General features: G+C 63.2%; 15 protein-coding genes. 9 read left to right on the top strand and 6 right to left on the bottom strand.

The window, feature by feature from the left end; genetic code table 11:
• Positions 1 to 12 precede the first annotated feature (12 nt).
• The 8 genes from drmC (at position 13) to O9K64_RS00645 (ending at position 8,353) form a co-directional block, all read left to right on the top strand.
• Positions 13 to 762: a DISARM system phospholipase D-like protein DrmC gene (gene drmC, locus O9K64_RS00680; RefSeq protein ID WP_335342207.1), complete on the top strand. Its 750-nt coding sequence runs from the start codon at positions 13 to 15 to the stop codon at positions 760 to 762.
• Positions 763 to 1,254: 492 nt separating this feature from the next.
• Positions 1,255 to 1,659 carry a hypothetical protein gene (locus O9K64_RS00675; protein WP_275096142.1) on the top strand — a complete coding sequence of 135 codons (405 nt, stop codon included), beginning with the start codon at positions 1,255 to 1,257 and terminating at the stop codon, positions 1,657 to 1,659.
• Entirely contained in the window at positions 1,632 to 3,368 is a 1,737-nt protein-coding gene (gene mobH, locus O9K64_RS00670; protein ID WP_275096141.1) for a MobH family relaxase, read from the top strand. The genes O9K64_RS00675 and mobH overlap by 28 nt, the downstream gene beginning before the upstream one ends.
• A 4-nt stretch (positions 3,369 to 3,372) precedes the next feature.
• Complete coding sequence (gene traD, locus O9K64_RS00665) at positions 3,373 to 5,403, top strand: type IV conjugative transfer system coupling protein TraD (protein ID WP_275096140.1); 2,031 nt, start codon at positions 3,373 to 3,375, stop codon at positions 5,401 to 5,403.
• The gene (locus O9K64_RS00660; protein WP_275096138.1) at positions 5,382 to 6,071 is read left to right on the top strand and encodes a DUF4400 domain-containing protein; all 690 of its coding nucleotides are present in this window, start codon (positions 5,382 to 5,384) and stop codon (positions 6,069 to 6,071) included. Before traD ends, O9K64_RS00660 begins: the two co-directional genes overlap by 22 nt.
• A gap of 192 nt (positions 6,072 to 6,263) precedes the next feature.
• Positions 6,264 to 6,521, top strand: coding sequence for a helix-turn-helix transcriptional regulator (locus O9K64_RS00655; RefSeq protein ID WP_275096136.1), 258 nt, complete (start codon positions 6,264 to 6,266; stop codon positions 6,519 to 6,521).
• Between the two features lie 213 nt (positions 6,522 to 6,734).
• Positions 6,735 to 7,028 carry a helix-turn-helix domain-containing protein gene (locus O9K64_RS00650; RefSeq protein WP_275096135.1) on the top strand — a complete coding sequence of 98 codons (294 nt, stop codon included), beginning with the start codon at positions 6,735 to 6,737 and terminating at the stop codon, positions 7,026 to 7,028.
• Entirely contained in the window at positions 7,025 to 8,353 is a 1,329-nt protein-coding gene (locus O9K64_RS00645; protein ID WP_275096133.1) for a HipA domain-containing protein, read from the top strand. The genes O9K64_RS00650 and O9K64_RS00645 overlap by 4 nt, the downstream gene beginning before the upstream one ends.
• A gap of 14 nt (positions 8,354 to 8,367) precedes the next feature.
• Here the strand turns inward: O9K64_RS00645 and O9K64_RS00640 are convergent, their stop codons facing one another.
• Complete coding sequence (locus tag O9K64_RS00640; RefSeq protein ID WP_275096132.1) at positions 8,368 to 9,666, bottom strand: tyrosine-type recombinase/integrase; 1,299 nt, start codon at positions 9,664 to 9,666, stop codon at positions 8,368 to 8,370.
• A gap of 211 nt (positions 9,667 to 9,877) precedes the next feature.
• On the opposite strand from O9K64_RS00640, the gene mutS reads away from it, so the two are divergent.
• Entirely contained in the window at positions 9,878 to 12,475 is a 2,598-nt protein-coding gene (gene mutS, locus O9K64_RS00635; protein ID WP_275096131.1) for a DNA mismatch repair protein MutS, read from the top strand.
• Positions 12,476 to 12,541: 66 nt separating this feature from the next.
• Here mutS and O9K64_RS00630 read toward each other — a convergent pair whose 3' ends face one another.
• The 5 genes from O9K64_RS00630 to xerD all read right to left on the bottom strand — a co-directional run bounded on the left by O9K64_RS00630 (position 12,542) and on the right by xerD (position 16,425).
• Positions 12,542 to 13,213 carry an FHA domain-containing protein gene (locus tag O9K64_RS00630; RefSeq protein ID WP_275096130.1) on the bottom strand — a complete coding sequence of 224 codons (672 nt, stop codon included), beginning with the start codon at positions 13,211 to 13,213 and terminating at the stop codon, positions 12,542 to 12,544.
• Positions 13,214 to 13,250: 37 nt separating this feature from the next.
• Positions 13,251 to 14,000: a PP2C family protein-serine/threonine phosphatase gene (locus O9K64_RS00625; protein WP_275096129.1), complete on the bottom strand. Its 750-nt coding sequence runs from the start codon at positions 13,998 to 14,000 to the stop codon at positions 13,251 to 13,253.
• Positions 14,001 to 14,221: 221 nt separating this feature from the next.
• Positions 14,222 to 14,977 (bottom strand): disulfide isomerase DsbC N-terminal domain-containing protein, encoded by a 756-nt coding sequence (locus O9K64_RS00620; RefSeq protein WP_275096128.1) that lies wholly within the window; start codon positions 14,975 to 14,977, stop codon positions 14,222 to 14,224.
• Between the two features lies 1 nt (position 14,978).
• Positions 14,979 to 15,461: a YajQ family cyclic di-GMP-binding protein gene (locus O9K64_RS00615; RefSeq protein WP_275096127.1), complete on the bottom strand. Its 483-nt coding sequence runs from the start codon at positions 15,459 to 15,461 to the stop codon at positions 14,979 to 14,981.
• Between the two features lie 61 nt (positions 15,462 to 15,522).
• On the bottom strand, positions 15,523 to 16,425 hold the full coding sequence (gene xerD / locus O9K64_RS00610) for a site-specific tyrosine recombinase XerD (protein ID WP_275096126.1): 903 nt from the start codon (positions 16,423 to 16,425) through the stop codon (positions 15,523 to 15,525).
• Positions 16,426 to 16,554: the final 129 nt, after the last annotated feature.

Here is a 16,554-nt window from a genome sequence, read left to right as displayed (position 1 = left end):
ATGGAGAGGCTCTTGGACGCCGTCGCAGCCGTGGTCTGTCTGGTCTCTCCAGAGAAGGTCCAGGCCATAGCCAGCCGGACTCGTCGGACCGATGCCAGCAAAGCAGCCGGTGCGCTGTCGGGTGTGGTCAGCACCCCCGTTGCTGCTGAGGTTGTGGATCAGCTCATCGATGCTTGGCGAGCCAGTGAGGTCAGCGCCGATGAGCTTGCATCGATGCTGCTCGCCGCCGGCCATGTTTCCACCAAGGCTACGAATCAACAATCCACCGAACTCGTGTGGACGGGACCGACGACACCCTTCGTCTCGGCTCGACGAACCGAGCAGGCGCTACTGCAGGTCATCAACGCCGCTGAACATACGCTATTCATCACCAGCTTCGTCGCCTATGACGTCTCCACCATCGTCAAGGCTTTGAGCGCCGCGAGCAATCGGGGTGTGACCATCTCGATGCTGCTGGAGTCGTCTCAGGACCACGGCGGCAACATCACCTTCGACGCGATAGGCAAGATGAGAGCATTGGTACCCTCCGCCCAGATCTACGCTTGGTGCGACAAAGCCGACGCATTCTCCGATGGGCGCGTTCATGCCAAAGTCGCGGTAGCCGACGGTAGGGTGTGTTTCATCACCAGTGCAAACTTGACCGGATATGCGATGGAAAAGAATATGGAGGCTGGAGTACTCATTTCGGGAGGTCACGTTCCTCGACTGCTGCACGAACATCTCCGCTCTCTGGTCGACACCAAGGTGGTCTCGCCGGTATGAAACCGGCGCAAATCTGTTCCGGAAGCCCGAATCGCACTTGGTAGGCGAGGACGAACGGTTGAGCATGCTCAAGCGGCAACCAAGCCAGCTAGAAACCGCTTTCCACAAAACCTTGCCAGCCGCATCGGCGCTCTTTACTTGAATCAAGGGGAGTTCGCAGTGGCCAGCAATACCTCGATTGCGTATCTTCAATTGTGGCGGGTGTGGGTTTCCTCCCCACAAAGGCTGACGAGACTCAAAGACACGGGCATACGATGCGCTGAACGACTTACCCTTTGCCGAAAGGGCAGCTACACAAAGGCCCAATGGGTCTGAAAGGAAGAGGTTTGTAATGGCAAAGGCCCTACCCGAAAGGGCCGCCGCGCTGGAAGAGGCGCGCGGCGCTGAAAGGGTTACTCAAACGGCAGTGCGTCCGCCGCTGCAAAACCCACCCCAAACAGGAATCACGTTTTACATGGTGTGACCCGGCCGGCGTTGGCACAGTGCCGGCATATGAACACGCTATCTGCCTATCCTCTCTCCATCTCACGAATTCACCAAGCTGGGCTTGGCCCCTGGATCGAGCCCTGCCGGGTTATCCTCGAACACCTCAGTGGCCTGGAAAGGGTGATCGAGAGCCCGGACGATCTCCCATCGGTCGCCGTTCTCTGCGCATTACGCACCGCCATGGCGGCGCCGCTGCCGCGCCAGGCGGCCATCCTGCGCCACCAGCTCTGTCGGCTGTCCCTGTTCGAGTATCGGGCGGCCGCCGCCCGTGAGATGTGGCATCCCCTCGCGGAACCCCTTGAGCATTTTCTTCGACGGCACGGCAACGCGGTGCAGTTCTGGCGTGAGTGGGCACCCTGGCCCCGGCCCGAAGAGGTCTCGGAATGGCTGGACCGATGGGTGCGCTGCTGAACCTCTGGGGCCGAAAACGCCCACCGGCACCGCCGGTGGAGGGGGCGCTGCCGGTGCTGGACTCCGCTACCCTGCTCCATCCGCACCGCTCGCAACTGGCGGCCATCCGCCAGCTGGTCGGGGTGCCGCGCGCTCACTGGGAGGCGTTCTACGCCACGGTCTTCGAGGCCTATGCGGGCTTCGTGCAACAGCTGCCGGCCTCGGAGGCCCATCATCATGCCGGTCCCGGTGGCATGCTGGCCCATGGACTGGAGGTGGTGCGTGAGGCCCTGAAGCTGCGCCGCGGCCGATTGCTGCCCTCTGGTGCCGCCGCTGAGGAGCTGGCGACGCGGCAGGACCTCTGGACCTATGCCACGGCCACGGCCGCCCTGCTCCACGACATCGGTAAGCCGGTGACGGACCAGCGGGTGCGCTTGTATGACAGGCAGGGGCGGGAACTCGGCTGGTGGGACCCTTGGGCCGGCCCACTATCCCTCGACGGGAATTGGTACCGGGTAGTGTTCGTACGGGAACGCCGCCACCGCTTCCACGAGCAGGTGCCGCCCCTGCTGGTCCGATTCATTCTGCCCCAGCGGGGTCTTAGCTGGCTGGCTTCCGATGCGGAGGTCTTCGCGGCCTGGGTGGCCGCAATCAGCGGAGATGCCGATCAGGCGGGTGTCCTCGGTGAGCTGGTACACCAGGCGGACGGGCTGTCGGTGGCAAGTGATCTCGTGGGCGCACCGACCAGGATACCGACGGCCCGGCGCAAACCCCTTTCGGCACGATTGCTCACCGGCCTGCGCTACCTGTTGGACCAGGACGCGCTGCCGCTGAACCGCCCCGGCGCCGCCGGCTGGCGGCTCGATGACGATCTGTGGCTGGTCAGCAAGCGGGTGTTGGACAGCCTGCGCGAGCACCTGAACCAGGAGGGTCAGGAGGGTGTACCCACGCGCAACGACCGGCTCATGGACGAGTTGCAACAGCATGGCCTGCTGACACCCACCGGCGACCGGGCCGTTTGGACCGTGCAGGTAACCACCGGCGACTGGTCGCAACACCTCACCGTGCTGCGCTTTCCCGTGCAGACCCTCTGGCCGGATCCGGACGCCCGGCCGCCGGTGTTCGAGGGGACGGTGACGCCCGTTGTCGACAAGCCGGGGCGCACGGTGCAGGAGGAGCGCCAGGACTCATCGGAGCAGGCCACGCCGCAAGACCAACGTATGGAGACCACCAACGAACGCGATCCCTATACAGAAGGTGTCGGCGACAGTCCGGTGATCGCCGCGGATTCGCCATCGCCGGCGCCCGGGCATGCGCCGCCCATGGCTGCCGGGGGTGACCCTATTTCCTGGTCGCAGGAAACCGATACGCTGGCGGACGATGACGATCCCGGCCGGCGCTTTCTGGTCTGGCTCAGGGAGGGCCTCGCGTCCGGCACACTCGCCATCAACACGGTGCATGCCCGCATCCATACGGTTCCCGAAGGCCTCCTGCTGGTGAGCCCCGGCATCTTCAAGGACTTCGATCGCGAGAACTGGAGCCTGGCGCAGAAGCGGTTCCAGAAGCTCAAGCTGCATCAGCGCACCCCGCAGGCCACCAACATCTGGGTCTATCTGATCAAGGGCGAGCGCAAGCAGAGCCGCATCAACGGCATCCTGATCCCGGAGCCGCAGCAGGCCCTCGGCCTGCGGCTGCCGCCGCCCAACCCCCACCTGTCGCGCAAGGAGTGAGCCGGTGGGACCGACCTTCGACAACCGGCTGCGCCCCGTCATCGAGTTCATCCCGGCCACCGTGCTCCTCGGCCTGGCCGGGGTACTGCTCCACGACCCCGTGCCGTTCTTTCCGCTGCTGCCGGGCCTGGCCCGGATCGCCGCGGCGGGGCTCGGGGCGCTGGGCCTGCTGCGCCTGTGGCAGGGCTGCGTGATCATCCGCTACCGGCGGCAACTGCGCCGCCTGCCGCGCTACGTGCTGAACGGGCAACGCATCCCCCTCTCGCGCCACAAGCTGTTCCTCGGCCGGGGTTTCGCCTGGGACCAGCGCCACAGCCAGCGGCTGGTGGAGGCGCGCTCGCCCCAGGCCCGGCGCTGGCTGGAACCGGGGGTGTTCTACCGGGCCGCCCGGGCGTTCGAGCTGCGCTTCGAGCACTCTTTGTTGCTCGGCTGGGTGACCCGGCTCACCCGCTTGGACTCCGGGTGGAATCCGCTGCGCCCCCTGCCGCCCCTGGGCGGCGATCCGGCCCTGCACGGCGTTGGCCTGGAGGACGAGCGCCCGATTTGGATGGACCTCGCCGATCGGGTTGGCCACACCCTGGTGCTGGGCACCACCCGGGTGGGCAAGACCCGCCTGGGGGAACTGCTGGTGAGCCAGGACATCCGCCGCGGCGAGACGGTGATCGTCTTCGACCCCAAGGGCGACATCGATCTGTTGCGGCGCATGTTCGCCGAGGCCCGACGTGCCGGGCGGCTGGATGAGTTTCACATCTTCCATCTGGGGTTCCCGGAACTTTCGGAGCGCTACAACCCGGTGGGCGAGTTCGGCCGCATCACCGAGGTGGCCACCCGCATCGCCTCGCAGCTCCCCTCCCAGGGCAACTCGGCGGCCTTCCGCGAGTTCGCCTGGCGCTTCACCAACATCGTCGCCCGGGCGCTGGTGGGGCTGGGCCGCAAGCCGGACTACGCCGCCATCGCCCGCTACGTCACCAACATCGAGCCGCTGCTGGTGGACTACTACCACCTGTGGCTTGAGAGCGAACTGCCCGGCGAGTGGCGAGCCGGGGTGCAGACCATCGAGGCCAACATCGACGACAAGAAGCTGCCCTTTGCGCTGCGCGGCCGGGACCCGCACGGGGTGGCGCTGGTGAAGTTCGCCAAGGAGCGCAACCTCTACGATCCCGTCGCCGACGGCCTGCGCTCGGCCTTCGAGTACGACAAGACCTATTTCGACAAGCTCACCGCGAGCCTGCTGCCGCTGCTGGAGAAGCTGACCAGCGGCAAGAGCGGCGAGCTGCTGGCACCCGACTACGCCGACACCCGCGATCCCCGTCCCATCCTCGACTGGATGCGGGTGATCCGCCAGCAGGGCATCGTCTATGTGGGCCTGGATGCACTGTCGGACGCCGAGGTCGCCGGGGCGGTGGGCAACTCCATGTTCGCGGACCTGACCTCCATCGCCGGCCAGCTCTACAAGCACGGCGACACCCTGGGCCTGCCCGAGGTGGCCGGGCACCGCCAGGGACGGATCGCCATCCACGCCGACGAATTCAACGAGCTGATCGGCGACGAGTTCATTCCGTTGCTCAACAAGGCGGGCGGCGCCGGGGTCCAGGTCACCGCCTACACCCAGACCGCCTCGGACATCGAGGCCGGGATCGGCGACCGCGCCAAGGCGGGCCAGGTGAGCGGCAACCTCAATACGCTCATCATGCTGCGGGTGAAGAACGAGGAGACCGCCGCCCTCCTCACCGACCAGCTGCCCAAGGTGCGGGTCTACACCAAGGTGGCCGAGTCGCGCACCACCGACAACAACGATCCGGACACGCCGGTGGACTTCGTTGCGCAGAACGCCGACCGGCTGACCGAGGTGGAGACCGAGATGCTCACCCCGGCTGACCTGGTGCAACTGCCCAAGGGACAGGCCTTCGGGCTGCTCGACGGGGGGCGGCTCTACAAGCTGCGGCTGCCGCTGGCCGGGGACGATCCCCTGCTGCCGCGGGACATGGACGAGATCGGGGCCTGGGTGGAGCGTTGCCGTGGGGAGCAACCATGAACGGCCGGCGGCTGACCGGGGTGCTCTGGACGCTGAAGTGGTTCTTCATCGTCTGCCTGCTGGTGCTGTGCGTGGACATGCTCTACGTGCTCTGGCCCTATCCGGGCGAGGCGCGGGGCGTGGCCGCATTCAAGGCCAACCTCACGGCCGAGGCGGAGCTGATCGGCCGGCTGGCCGATGAGCGCTCCTGGGCGATCATCCTCGCCCTGGCCGACGGCATCTACGAAGTGGTCTTCGTCTGGACCGGGATGGACGAATTCATGCGCCGCGCGGTGGACCCGACGCCGCTCTCGCCCCTCAACGAGACCATGCGCCGCTTTGTTCTGGGCAACTGGGTCTTCCTGGAGACGGCCGCCACCGGCCTGCAGCTCTTCGCCCTGCGCCTGGGCGTGCTGCTCCTCACCCTGCCGATCTTCCTCGTCACCGCCATCGCCGCGGCCGCCGACGGCATCATCACCTGGTACCTGCGCCGCACCGGCGCCGGCCGCGAGTCCGGCTTCATCTACCACCGCACCAAGCGCGGCCTGGCGCTGTCGATACTGGCCCTGTGGCTGGTCTACCTGGTACCGCCCGTGCCGCTGGACCCGCGCTGGGTGACCCCGCCGTTCGTGCTCGTCTTCGGCATCGCCGTACGGGTGAGCGTGGCGTACTTCAAGAAGTATCTGTAATCACCGCCGCTCATCGACACACACCGGCGCGCTTTCAATGACGAAAGCCCACACCTGTCTGCCCGCTTTCCCAGGTTTTTCTCGCACGACCCACCGTTAGTATGAACTGCGTATCAAAGCACGGTGGAGCACGTGAACTCATGAGGCAACCGACAATCGCACACCAACCCCCACTTTGGGCATTCATCGCGTATGCCTGAGCATCACACCATCCGAATCGAAAGAAAGCCGGCGGTGTTAAATCGAACCGGGATGAGCCACGCGACCCTCTATCGTCGAATCAGTGAAGGCTTGTTCCCTCCCGGGGTTTCCCTTGGCAATCGTTCTGTCGGGTGGCTGGCCCATGAAGTGGATACGATGTTAAATGCATTCGCCTCGGGAAAAACAATAGAGGAACTTCAAGCCGTGGTAAAAATTCTCATTGAGAAGCGGCAGACCCTGGCCAATTGATTGAGCGATTCCCCCCTTCCAATTAGCTGCTGGAGTTAACTTGGGACAATAACCTCCATTCATCGCCTATAACCCGCTTCGGCCACATTTGTTTCTCATAATTAATAAATATACTGCGCATTACCCACCACGCAACATATATTTCTTATTTTTAAGTAACTATTGACTTATTGCCCAGCATCGACCTATAGTTTCTTTTATTGGAGAAACTTTATGGCCAGAAAAATTACGCCCTTACCCCTACCCGCCTCCCCAGTCGTCGACTCGGTTGAGGCGTTTGGCGCGTTTGTACGGAGCCTGCGCACGCAACAACAACTGCGCATCGATGATGCCGCTGCACTGTGCGGAGTTTCGGTTCAGCTGCTCTCGGATCTTGAAAATGGCAACCGTTCCGTCGGCCTGGACAAGGCCCTGGCGGTTGCACGGCAACTGGGGCTCACCCTGCTGGCGGTACCAAAATCGGCGCAACCCCAGGCAATTGCCGCCATCAAGAGTCAGTCATTATGACAACCCACAGCCTTTCGGCCTGGATTGGTGAACAACAGGTTGGCACCCTGAGCTATCACGACGATACCGGGCGCTTCTCGTTTGAATACGAACAGACCTGGATGACGAATAGCGGCGCTTATCCAATCTCCCCCGCCCTCCCGTTTCGGCGTCCGGACAACCAAACCGATGAACTGCACTCGGTCAACGTACGCCGCTTCTTTGAGAATCTGCTGCCCGAGGGCAAAGCCCTGGAGGATGCGGCTGCAGCGCACACGGTCTCAAAAGGCAACCTGTTTGGTCTGCTGCGCTGGCTGGGTCAGGAGAGTACAGGTGCGCTTGCCCTGTTGCCTGAAGGCACCCTGCCGGCCCGGCTTGAACCGATCGTGCGTGAAGTCGCCTTTGAAGAGCTCTCCGAGCGCATCCATGACCGGGCCAATCGTCCCTTCAATGTATGGGACGGCCGGGTACGCATGTCCATCGCCGGTTACCAGGATAAACTGGCGGTCTATGTTGATGAGGAAGGAAAGCTGTTCCTGGTGGAAGGCCTGCTGGCTTCGACGCATATCCTCAAACCGGAGCCGATGAACCCAAAGCTCTCCAGGCTGGTGGCCAATGAGCACTTTTGCCTGAAGCTGGCTGCCGCGCTCGGTATACCCTCGGCCGAGGTAGAGATTCTACGAGCACCGGAGCCGGTACTGATGGTCAAACGCTTCGACCGCATCAAACACAACCGCCATGTCGAGCGTTTACATGCGGTGGATAGCTGCCAAGTGCTCAATCTCAGCGTCAACCACAAGTATGAACGCAATTTCGGCAGTGGGCGTGATGTCGCCAATATTCGGGACGGCGTCAGTTTCGAGAGGCTCTTCTCCATCGCTTCGATCACCCAGTCTCAAGCGGCCACGCGCATGGCGCTGATCCGTTGGGCGATCCTGCAATACCTGATCGGCAATAGTGATGCCCATGGCAAAAATATCTCGTTTCTGGTCGAGCCGGGCGGCCTGCGCCTCGCCCCTGCTTACGACCTGGTTTCGGTGTGTATCTACCCGGATATCGAACACGAATTTGCCATGGCCATCGGAGACGAGTTCGATATGACTAAAGTCCGTGCCTTCGATTGGGCAGACTTTTCCGACCGCTGTGGCATAGAACGCCGCCTTCTGGTGCGTGAGATGAACCGGATGATCAAAGCGCTCAGAATCCAGCTGCCGACATTACTGTCTCTGCCCAATTACATTGAGGAAGAGCGCGCCATGCTGCAGAATATCTTGGACCTGGCCCTGCAACAGGCTGAGCGACTGGAAATCGATGCGAAAATGATTGCGAAAGTGGTAATTGAATAGAAGCGGGTGCAGCCTCAACCCGTTCCAATGAGCGAGTCCAGATGATCCGCCCACTTCTGTAACCACTGCCTACACTCCGCCTCGTACCGGTGCAAATCGTAGGTCCCTTCAATCCCCTTACGTGAATGCCCCAATACCGCTTCGGCCACTTCGTTAGGGCATTGCAGGCGTGACAAGCCGGTCCTGACGCTTCTGCGCAGATCATGAGGTGTCCAGGCCGGAAGATCTACCATCTTGTTGCTTATTCTCATCCGCCAGGCCTGCTCGGTTAGCTGCTTTTGCTGGATAGGCAGCCGCGTTTTCTGGGATGGAAACGGGTAGTCTCCAGTGGTCAGGCGAAGTGTTTTTAAGAATTCCACCGCTTGGTGGGGCAATTGCACATAGCGCTCGACCTCCGTCTTGCTCTCCCTTATGTGGAATGTCCGTTTCTTCAAGTCGATGTCCTTCCAGGCCGCATTGCAGACCTCTCCGGTACGACACCCTGTCCAGAGGGTGAATCGAAGTACATTCTTTTGTGTTGCGGTGTAATCGGAGCCAGGCAACCATTTCAGCAACGTCGCCAACTCGGTATCAGAGAGGACTCTTTTTCCTCGTTGATGGGTAAGTTTCACCTTGGCCTGTCTGAGGCTTGATTTGGCGAGAATTGCCGGATTTGCAAACTCATCGGAAAAATAGCCCAGACCAATCGCAAACTCGTAGGCGGCGGAAAGCTCTCTCAGTACATTTCCTGCTTGAACATTTGCCCCACGTTGAACAATTGCCATGATCATATCCACCACAGCCTTTCGCGTGACAGCATTTGCCGCCATCTCCCCCAACTTGGGAATCACATCGCCATAGAGGGTTCTGCGCGTCTCAGACTGACCTTTCGGTTTTCGTGCGCCGGCGATGACCTTTCCGCTTGGAGATTTCCGGTCTTCGATATACTGGGTCAGGTAGAGTTCTACGAGCTTCTCCACGGTGAAGGACTCCTCAACTGACTCCGCCAGCTCTTTTTCCTGCTCTTTTTCCTGCTTTTGCAGTTCCCTTGCTTCGGTACCCGGGCAACGACCCTGACGACGAATTTGTTTTAGCTCTTGGAGTTTCAGTCTCGCTTCGGCCAGGGAGGTCTCCGGGAAGTTGCCGATTTTCACCTGAACGAGCTTTGAGGTGATCGGGCTGGTATAGCGATAGAAAAATGTTTTCACTCCAGAGGCACCGCACGCCACTCGCAAACCCGTGTTTTCACCGGTGTCAGCCTTGTCCTTATCGCCCGATTTCATCGTCTCCACTGTCCTGGAAGACAAGGGTTTGGTACCCTGTACTGTTGCCATTGGCATCCTCTTGAATTGATGTCAGTTTGTCCGACGCAACGGAAAAAGTGTAGGTTGTCACCTTTCACAAAACCTACACCAGAACAACCTACACTTCAACCTACACTTTTTCGTGAGATTGGATGATATTTCGTGAGACTCAATGAGACTGTAAGAGACGACGAAAAAACGATAAATACTTAGTAATCAATAAGTAGAGCAGCGTAACGGCATGAGTTCATTAGGAAAAAACGAGCAACATACCCCAATGATGCAGCAGTACCTGCGCATCAAGGCCGACTACCCGGACATGCTGGTGTTCTATCGCATGGGGGATTTCTATGAACTCTTCTATGGCGACGCGGAGCGGGCTGCGCGGCTGCTCAACATCACCCTGACCAAACGCGGCCAGTCGGCGGGCCAGCCGATCCCGATGGCCGGCATCCCCTACCACGCCGCCGAGGGCTATCTGGCCAAGCTGGTCAAACAGGGCGAGTCGGTGGCGATCTGCGAGCAGGTAGGCGATCCGGCCACCAGCAAGGGGCCGGTGGAGCGCAAGGTACAACGCATCGTCACCCCCGGCACCGTGACCGACGACGCCCTGCTGGAGGAGCGCCGCGACAACCTGCTGGCCGCCCTGGTCCAGCAGGGCGACCACTTCGGTCTAGCCATCCTCGATCTGAGCAGCGGCCGCTTCGTGGTGCAGCAGTTGCGGGGGGCCGAGGCGCTGGCCGGCGAACTGGAGCGGCTGCATCCGACGGAGCTGCTGCTGATGGAGGATTATGCCCTGCCCGGGGGGGTCAGCGCCCCAGGCGGCACCAAGCACGGCACCACCCGTCGCCCCGCCTGGCACTTCGACCGGGAGAGCGCGGAACGGCTGCTGACGCGCCAGTTCGGCACCCGCGACCTGGGCGGCTTCGGCTGCGCCGACCTGCCGCTGGCGATCGGCGCCGCCGGCTGCCTGCTGCAGTATGTCAAGGATACCCAGCAGAGCGCCCTGCCCCACCTGCGCGGGCTCTCGGTGGAGCGGCGCGAGGAGGCGATCATCATCGACGCCGCCACCCGGCGCAACCTGGAGCTGGACCACAGCCTCAGCGGCCAGAATCAGCATACCCTGGCGGGCATCCTGGACCGCACCGCCACGCCCATGGGCAGCCGCCTGCTGCGGCGCTGGATCAACCGCCCGCTGCGTGACATCGGCCAGGTGCGGGAGCGCCACGACGCCATCGGCCTGCTGTTGCAACAGCAGGAGTTTCCCGCCCTGCGCGAGTGCCTGCAGGGCATCGGCGATATCGAGCGTATCCTCGCCCGGGTGGCGCTGAAGAGCGCCAGGCCGCGCGACCTGGCCACGCTGCGCGACTCCCTGGCCCAGCTGCCGGCCCTGCAATCCCTGTTGGCCAGTCTGGACGCCCCGCTGTTGCAACGGCTGGCCGGCGAGTGCGGCACCCATCCCGACACCGTCGGGCTGCTGCGGCGCGCCGTCATCGAGCAGCCGCCGATGCTGATCCGCGACGGCGGGGTACTGGCCGAGGGCTACGACGGGGAACTGGACGAGCTGCGCGATCTGTCCCAGAACGCCGACCAGTTCCTGCTCGACCTGGAGAGCCGGGAGCGGGCGCGCACCGGCATCGCCAACCTGAAGGTGAGCTACAACCGGGTGCACGGCTACTACATCGAGATCAGCCGCAGCAAGTCCGAGGAGGTCCCAGACGACTATGTGAGGCGCCAGACCCTCAAGGGCAGCGAGCGCTTCATCACCCCGGAGCTGAAGAAGTTCGAGGACCGGGTGCTGTCGGCGCGGGAGCGCGCCCTGGCGCGGGAGAAGCTGCTCTACGAGGCGCTGCTGGAGACCCTGCAGGCGGTCATCGCCCCGCTGCAGCAGTGTGCCGCCGCGCTGGCGGCACTGGATGTGCTCGGCAACCTCGCGGAACGGGCCGAGAGCCTGCGGCTCAGTCCACCACAGCTGGACGAGACCCCGGGTATCCGCATCGAGGAGGGCCGCCACCCGGTGGTGGAGCAGGTGAGCGACGCCCCCTTTGTCGCCAACAGCGTCGACTTCGACAACCAGCGGCGCATCCTCATCATCACCGGCCCCAACATGGGCGGCAAGTCCACCTACATGCGCCAGACCGCGCTGATCGTGCTGCTCGCCTACGCCGGCAGCTTCGTGCCCGCGGCGGCGGCGCGGATCGGCCCGGTGGACCGCATCTTCTCGCGCATCGGCGCCTCCGACGACCTGGCCGGCGGCCGCTCCACCTTCATGGTGGAGATGGAGGAGACCGCCAACATCCTGCACAACGCCAGCGAGCAGAGCCTGGTGCTGATGGACGAGATCGGCCGCGGCACCAGCACCTTCGACGGCCTCTCCCTGGCCTGGGCCTGCGCCGTGGAGCTGGCCACCCGGATCCGCGCCTTCACCCTGTTCGCCACCCACTATTTCGAGCTGACCACCCTGCCGGAGGAGTACCCGGGGATCGCCAACGTGCACCTGGACGCGGTAGAGCACGGCGACTCCATCGTCTTCCTGCATGCGGTACGGGAAGGCCCGGCCAATCAGAGTTACGGCCTGCAGGTGGCGGCCCTGGCCGGGGTCCCGCGCCCGATCATCAAACGGGCCGGGCAGCGGCTGCGGGAACTGGAGCTGGCGGCCCAGCGCCACACCGACCAGCACACCAGCCAGCTCTCCCTGTTCGCCCCGGAGTCCGGGCCGGCATCCGAGCCGGCCCCTCCCTCCCCCGTCCTGGAGGCGCTGGATCGGCTGAATCCCGACGAGCTGAGCCCGCGGGAGGCGCTGGACGCCCTCTACCGGCTGAAATCGCTGTGTGATTGAGGCGCGTCGCGACAGGGCAGTCGCGCAAGGGTGGATGCGCCTACCGGTGGCGGTGGGTCGAACCGGCTACTGGACGAAGGAGATCTCCGCCATATACTCGCCCACTTCCACCACGTCTCCCTCGTGCAGCTGCACGCCGCCCTTGGAGTCGATCTCCTTGTTGTTGATGCGCGGGAAGCTGGCGCCGCCGATGTGCAGCAGATAGAAGCCCTGGGGGCGGCGGGCGATCACCGCCACGTTCTCCCCGGGCTTACCGATGGTGTAGAGTGAACGGTCGATCTTTTCCTGGCTCCCCTGGTTCGGCCCGCGCATAAAGTGCAGGGTGGCGCTCTTGGGCTGGAGCCTTCTGACCGGTTGGGTGTGACCGGCGTGATCGGCACGGGCGGCGGCCACCGCCTGGGGCTGGATCACCACCGTCTTGTCCAGATCCTCTTCGGCGGCCCCCTCGGGCATGTCGACCAGCATATCCAGCAGATAACTGCCGATCGCCAACTGGTCCCCCGGTTTCAGCACATGCTTGGTGATGGGACGCCCATTCAGCTGGGTGCCGTTGGTGCTGCCCAGATCCTCGATATAGAGGTCGGTGTAGATGCGGCGGATGGTGGCGTGGTGGCGGCTCACCGACGGATCATTTAGCTGCAGATCGGACTCCGCGTCCCGCCCGATGGTAACTATCTGTTTATCGATCGGTATCTCATCCACCAGCGCATCATCTTTCTTAATAACCAGCTTTTCCATCGTTACTCCCGACCATGAATGTAGGGTCGTGTTCACCTTAAGATTGTGGGCATACCAGTGCCAGTGACACATTGTCCAGACCGCCATTGTCCAGCGCGGTTTGCAGCAGGCGACCGGCGGCTTGCTCGATATCGCCATCCGCATCCAGCAGGATGCCCAGCATCTCCTGATCCGACACCATGTTGCTGAGCCCGTCCGAACAGACCAGGTAGAGATCGTCCGCCTCCACCGCCGCACTGGCTACGTCCACCTCGACCGTCTCCTGGATGCCCAGTCCACGCAGCAGGATATTGCCCTTGACCCCGGCGTCCAGCGCCTCCGCGATGGAGTCGAACATCCCTTCATCCACCAGCGCCTGGACCATGGAGTGATCCCGGGTCAGCTGCTCCAGCCGGCCCTTGCGCAGGCGGTAGAGCCGGGAGTCGCCGACATGCCCGTAGTGCACCCGCTGATCGCAAAACAGGGCCATCACCAGCGTGGTGGCCATCCCTTCGTAGGCCGGCTCGGACTGCACGGCGGCGCGGATCGCCGTATTGGCCGCCTCCACCGCCGCACGGATGTCCCGTTCCGACGGTTCCGCGTTTTCACCAGTATAGAGCGGCAACAGCTCGGCGGTAATGGTTTCGACCGCCAGTTGACTGGCCACCTCACCGGCATTGTACCCCCCCATGCCATCGGCCAGGACCACCAGGCGGTGCTCCTCGAGTACCGCCACGTTATCCTCGTTGATCTCCCGAACCCACCCCTTGTCGGAACGGGTGACGGCACTGATGGACATTAGATTCATATCTGATTGCTGATCCTGACACGGCTGGCCGGTAGAGTTGTGATGTCTTTCCATGACCATGGCCTTGCATGACCGGGGTATCGGCGGCCTTTCCGTCCACCCTGAATGTTCGACCACTCTGGCGGAAGAATCTGTAAACGACAGCACATTTCCGCAACCCGGATAACCCGGCCCCAATGATCCAACACGGTTGTCACACCCTGCCACCCGCCATACCAATCCTAGGGCTTCAAGCGCTGCATTTTACCCAGAATTTCGTGCAGCCGCTCGGCCGAGACATAACCCGGCAGCATATCCCCGTTTTCCAGCACCATGACCGGCGCGCCGGAGATACCCATACGCCCGCCCAGCCGCCAATGGTCGCCAACCGGATGGGCACAGCTCGCCGCCTCCACCGCTTCACCGGCCATCGCCTGGCGCAATGCCCGGCTCCGGTCCGGGGAGCACCAGACGGCCACCGCCTTGTCGAAGGAGCGGCTCTCCAGCCCGGCCCGGGGATAGAACAGGTAGCGCACCCGGATCCCCCGGCGGGTGTATTGCTCGATCTCCTGGTGCAGCTTGCGGCTGTAGGCGCTGTCGATATCGGTGAACACGGTGACACTGTAGCGGGCCGGCTCCGCGGGTTCGAAGATCAGCATGTTCTGTTCACCGATCGCATCGACGGCCGCCACGGTCACTTCGTTGAGGCGGGGGTTGGTGAGGTTTTTTTGCTGTTCCAGGTCGGTGATCTCACCCTCGATCAGGTAGCGGCCATCCCCGGTCACATAGACCAGCCGCGTCCCCACCACCACTTCAAAAAGACCGGGTATCGGTGTGGGACTGATACTGTCGGGAAGGACATCCGGCAGCAGCAGGGCCAGGCTCTGGCGTACCCGGGCGATCTGCCGGTCGTCGGACGGGGCGGCCCCCAGCGCGCTCGAGACGGACAACAGCAACCACGGAACCAACCAGCGGAACAGGCGCGTGAGGCGGATCATGTCAGTCGCGGAAATTGATGTACTTGAGGGGCAGGTCGAATTCGGCCTCCCTGAACAGGGCGATCACCTGCTGCAGGTCGTCCCGGTTCTTGCCGGTCACCCGCACCTGGTCGCCCTGGATCTGCGCCTGCACCTTGAGTTTGGCGCCCTTGATCAACTTCACCATCTTGCGCGCCGTGTCGGCCTCGATGCCCTGCCTGATCAGCACCGTCTGGGTGGCGGCATTGAGTGTGGTCTCGGGGTCCCTGATATCCATGCAGGCGAGATCCACCTTCCGCTTGACCATCTTCTGGCGCAGGATGTCCAGCATCTGCTGCAGCTGAAACTCCTGCTGGCCCTTCAGGGTGACCTCGGTGTCGTTCAGCTCGAAGCTGCACTTGGTACCCTTGAAATCGAAGCGGGTGGACACTTCGCGTTTGGCCTGGTCGACGGCGTTGCGGACCTCCTGGATATCCACCTCGGAGACGATGTCAAATGACGGCACGGGATTCACTCCTCTTATCTAATGTCCTGGTCTAATGTCCTGGCCCCAAAGGCTACCATACTCAGGCCCTCGGGTGATGCTGCTGGTGCATGCTCTTCAGGCGTTCCCGCGCTACATGGGTATAAATCTGGGTGGTGGAGAGATCGCTGTGACCCAGCAGCATCTGCACCACCCGCAGGTCGGCCCCATGATTCAGCAAGTGGGTGGCGAAGGCGTGGCGCAAGGTGTGGGGCGAGAGGTGTTTATGGATCCCGGCCGCCGCGGCGTGTTTCTTGATCCGGTACCAGAACGCCTGCCGGGTCATGGCGGCGCCGCGCCGGGTGGGGAACACGTCATCGCTGAGCCGCTCGCCGAGCAGCTCGTAACGGGCCGTGCGGATGAAACGGGACAGCCACTCCATCGCCTCGTCGCCGAGGGGCACCAGGCGCTCCTTGCCCCCCTTGCCCATCACCCGGACCAGCCCCTGGTTCAGACCGAGCTGGGCAAAGCGCAGTCCCACCAGTTCCGACACCCGCAGGCCGGTGGCGTACAACAGTTCCAGCATGGCCCGGTCCCGCAGCCCTTCCGGGTCCTCCGTCTCCGGGGCCTCCAGCAGCGCCTCCACCTCCTGTTCGGTGAGTGACTTGGGCAGGGGACGGCCCAGCCGGGGTGCATCGATCCGCGCCGACGGGTCCACCCGGACCCAGCCCTCGCGCAGGGCATGCTGATAGAACTGGCGCAGACAGGAGAGCAGGCGCGCCGAGGAGCGCGCCTTGGTTCCGGCCCGCGCCCGGGCCGCCAGATACTCCAGCAGATCCTCCCGGCGCGCCTCCAGCAGGGTGGCGCCCCGCTGCCGGTTCAGCCATTCGGCCAGCTTGGCCAGATCCGACTGATAGGCGGCCAGGGTATTGCGGCTGAGTCCCCGCTCCATCCACAGCGCATCGGCAAACCGCTCGATGATCGCGTCATCCGCCGCTTCTGTCATAACCTCTCACCCGGCATCCACCCCAGCGTTGTCCAATCCACTTTCACACAACCGTCGTCATCGGCGGTGCCCGTATCATACACCGCGCGGCAGGTGGCCGCCGCACCAGGCATTGCACCTCACCGGGCG

Source organism: Sedimenticola hydrogenitrophicus (assembly GCF_029017505.1).
Lineage (GTDB): Bacteria > Pseudomonadota > Gammaproteobacteria > Chromatiales > Chromatiaceae > Sedimenticola > Sedimenticola hydrogenitrophicus_A.
Note: the sequence above shows the minus strand (reverse complement) of the source record. Positions and strands in the feature narration are given on the sequence as shown.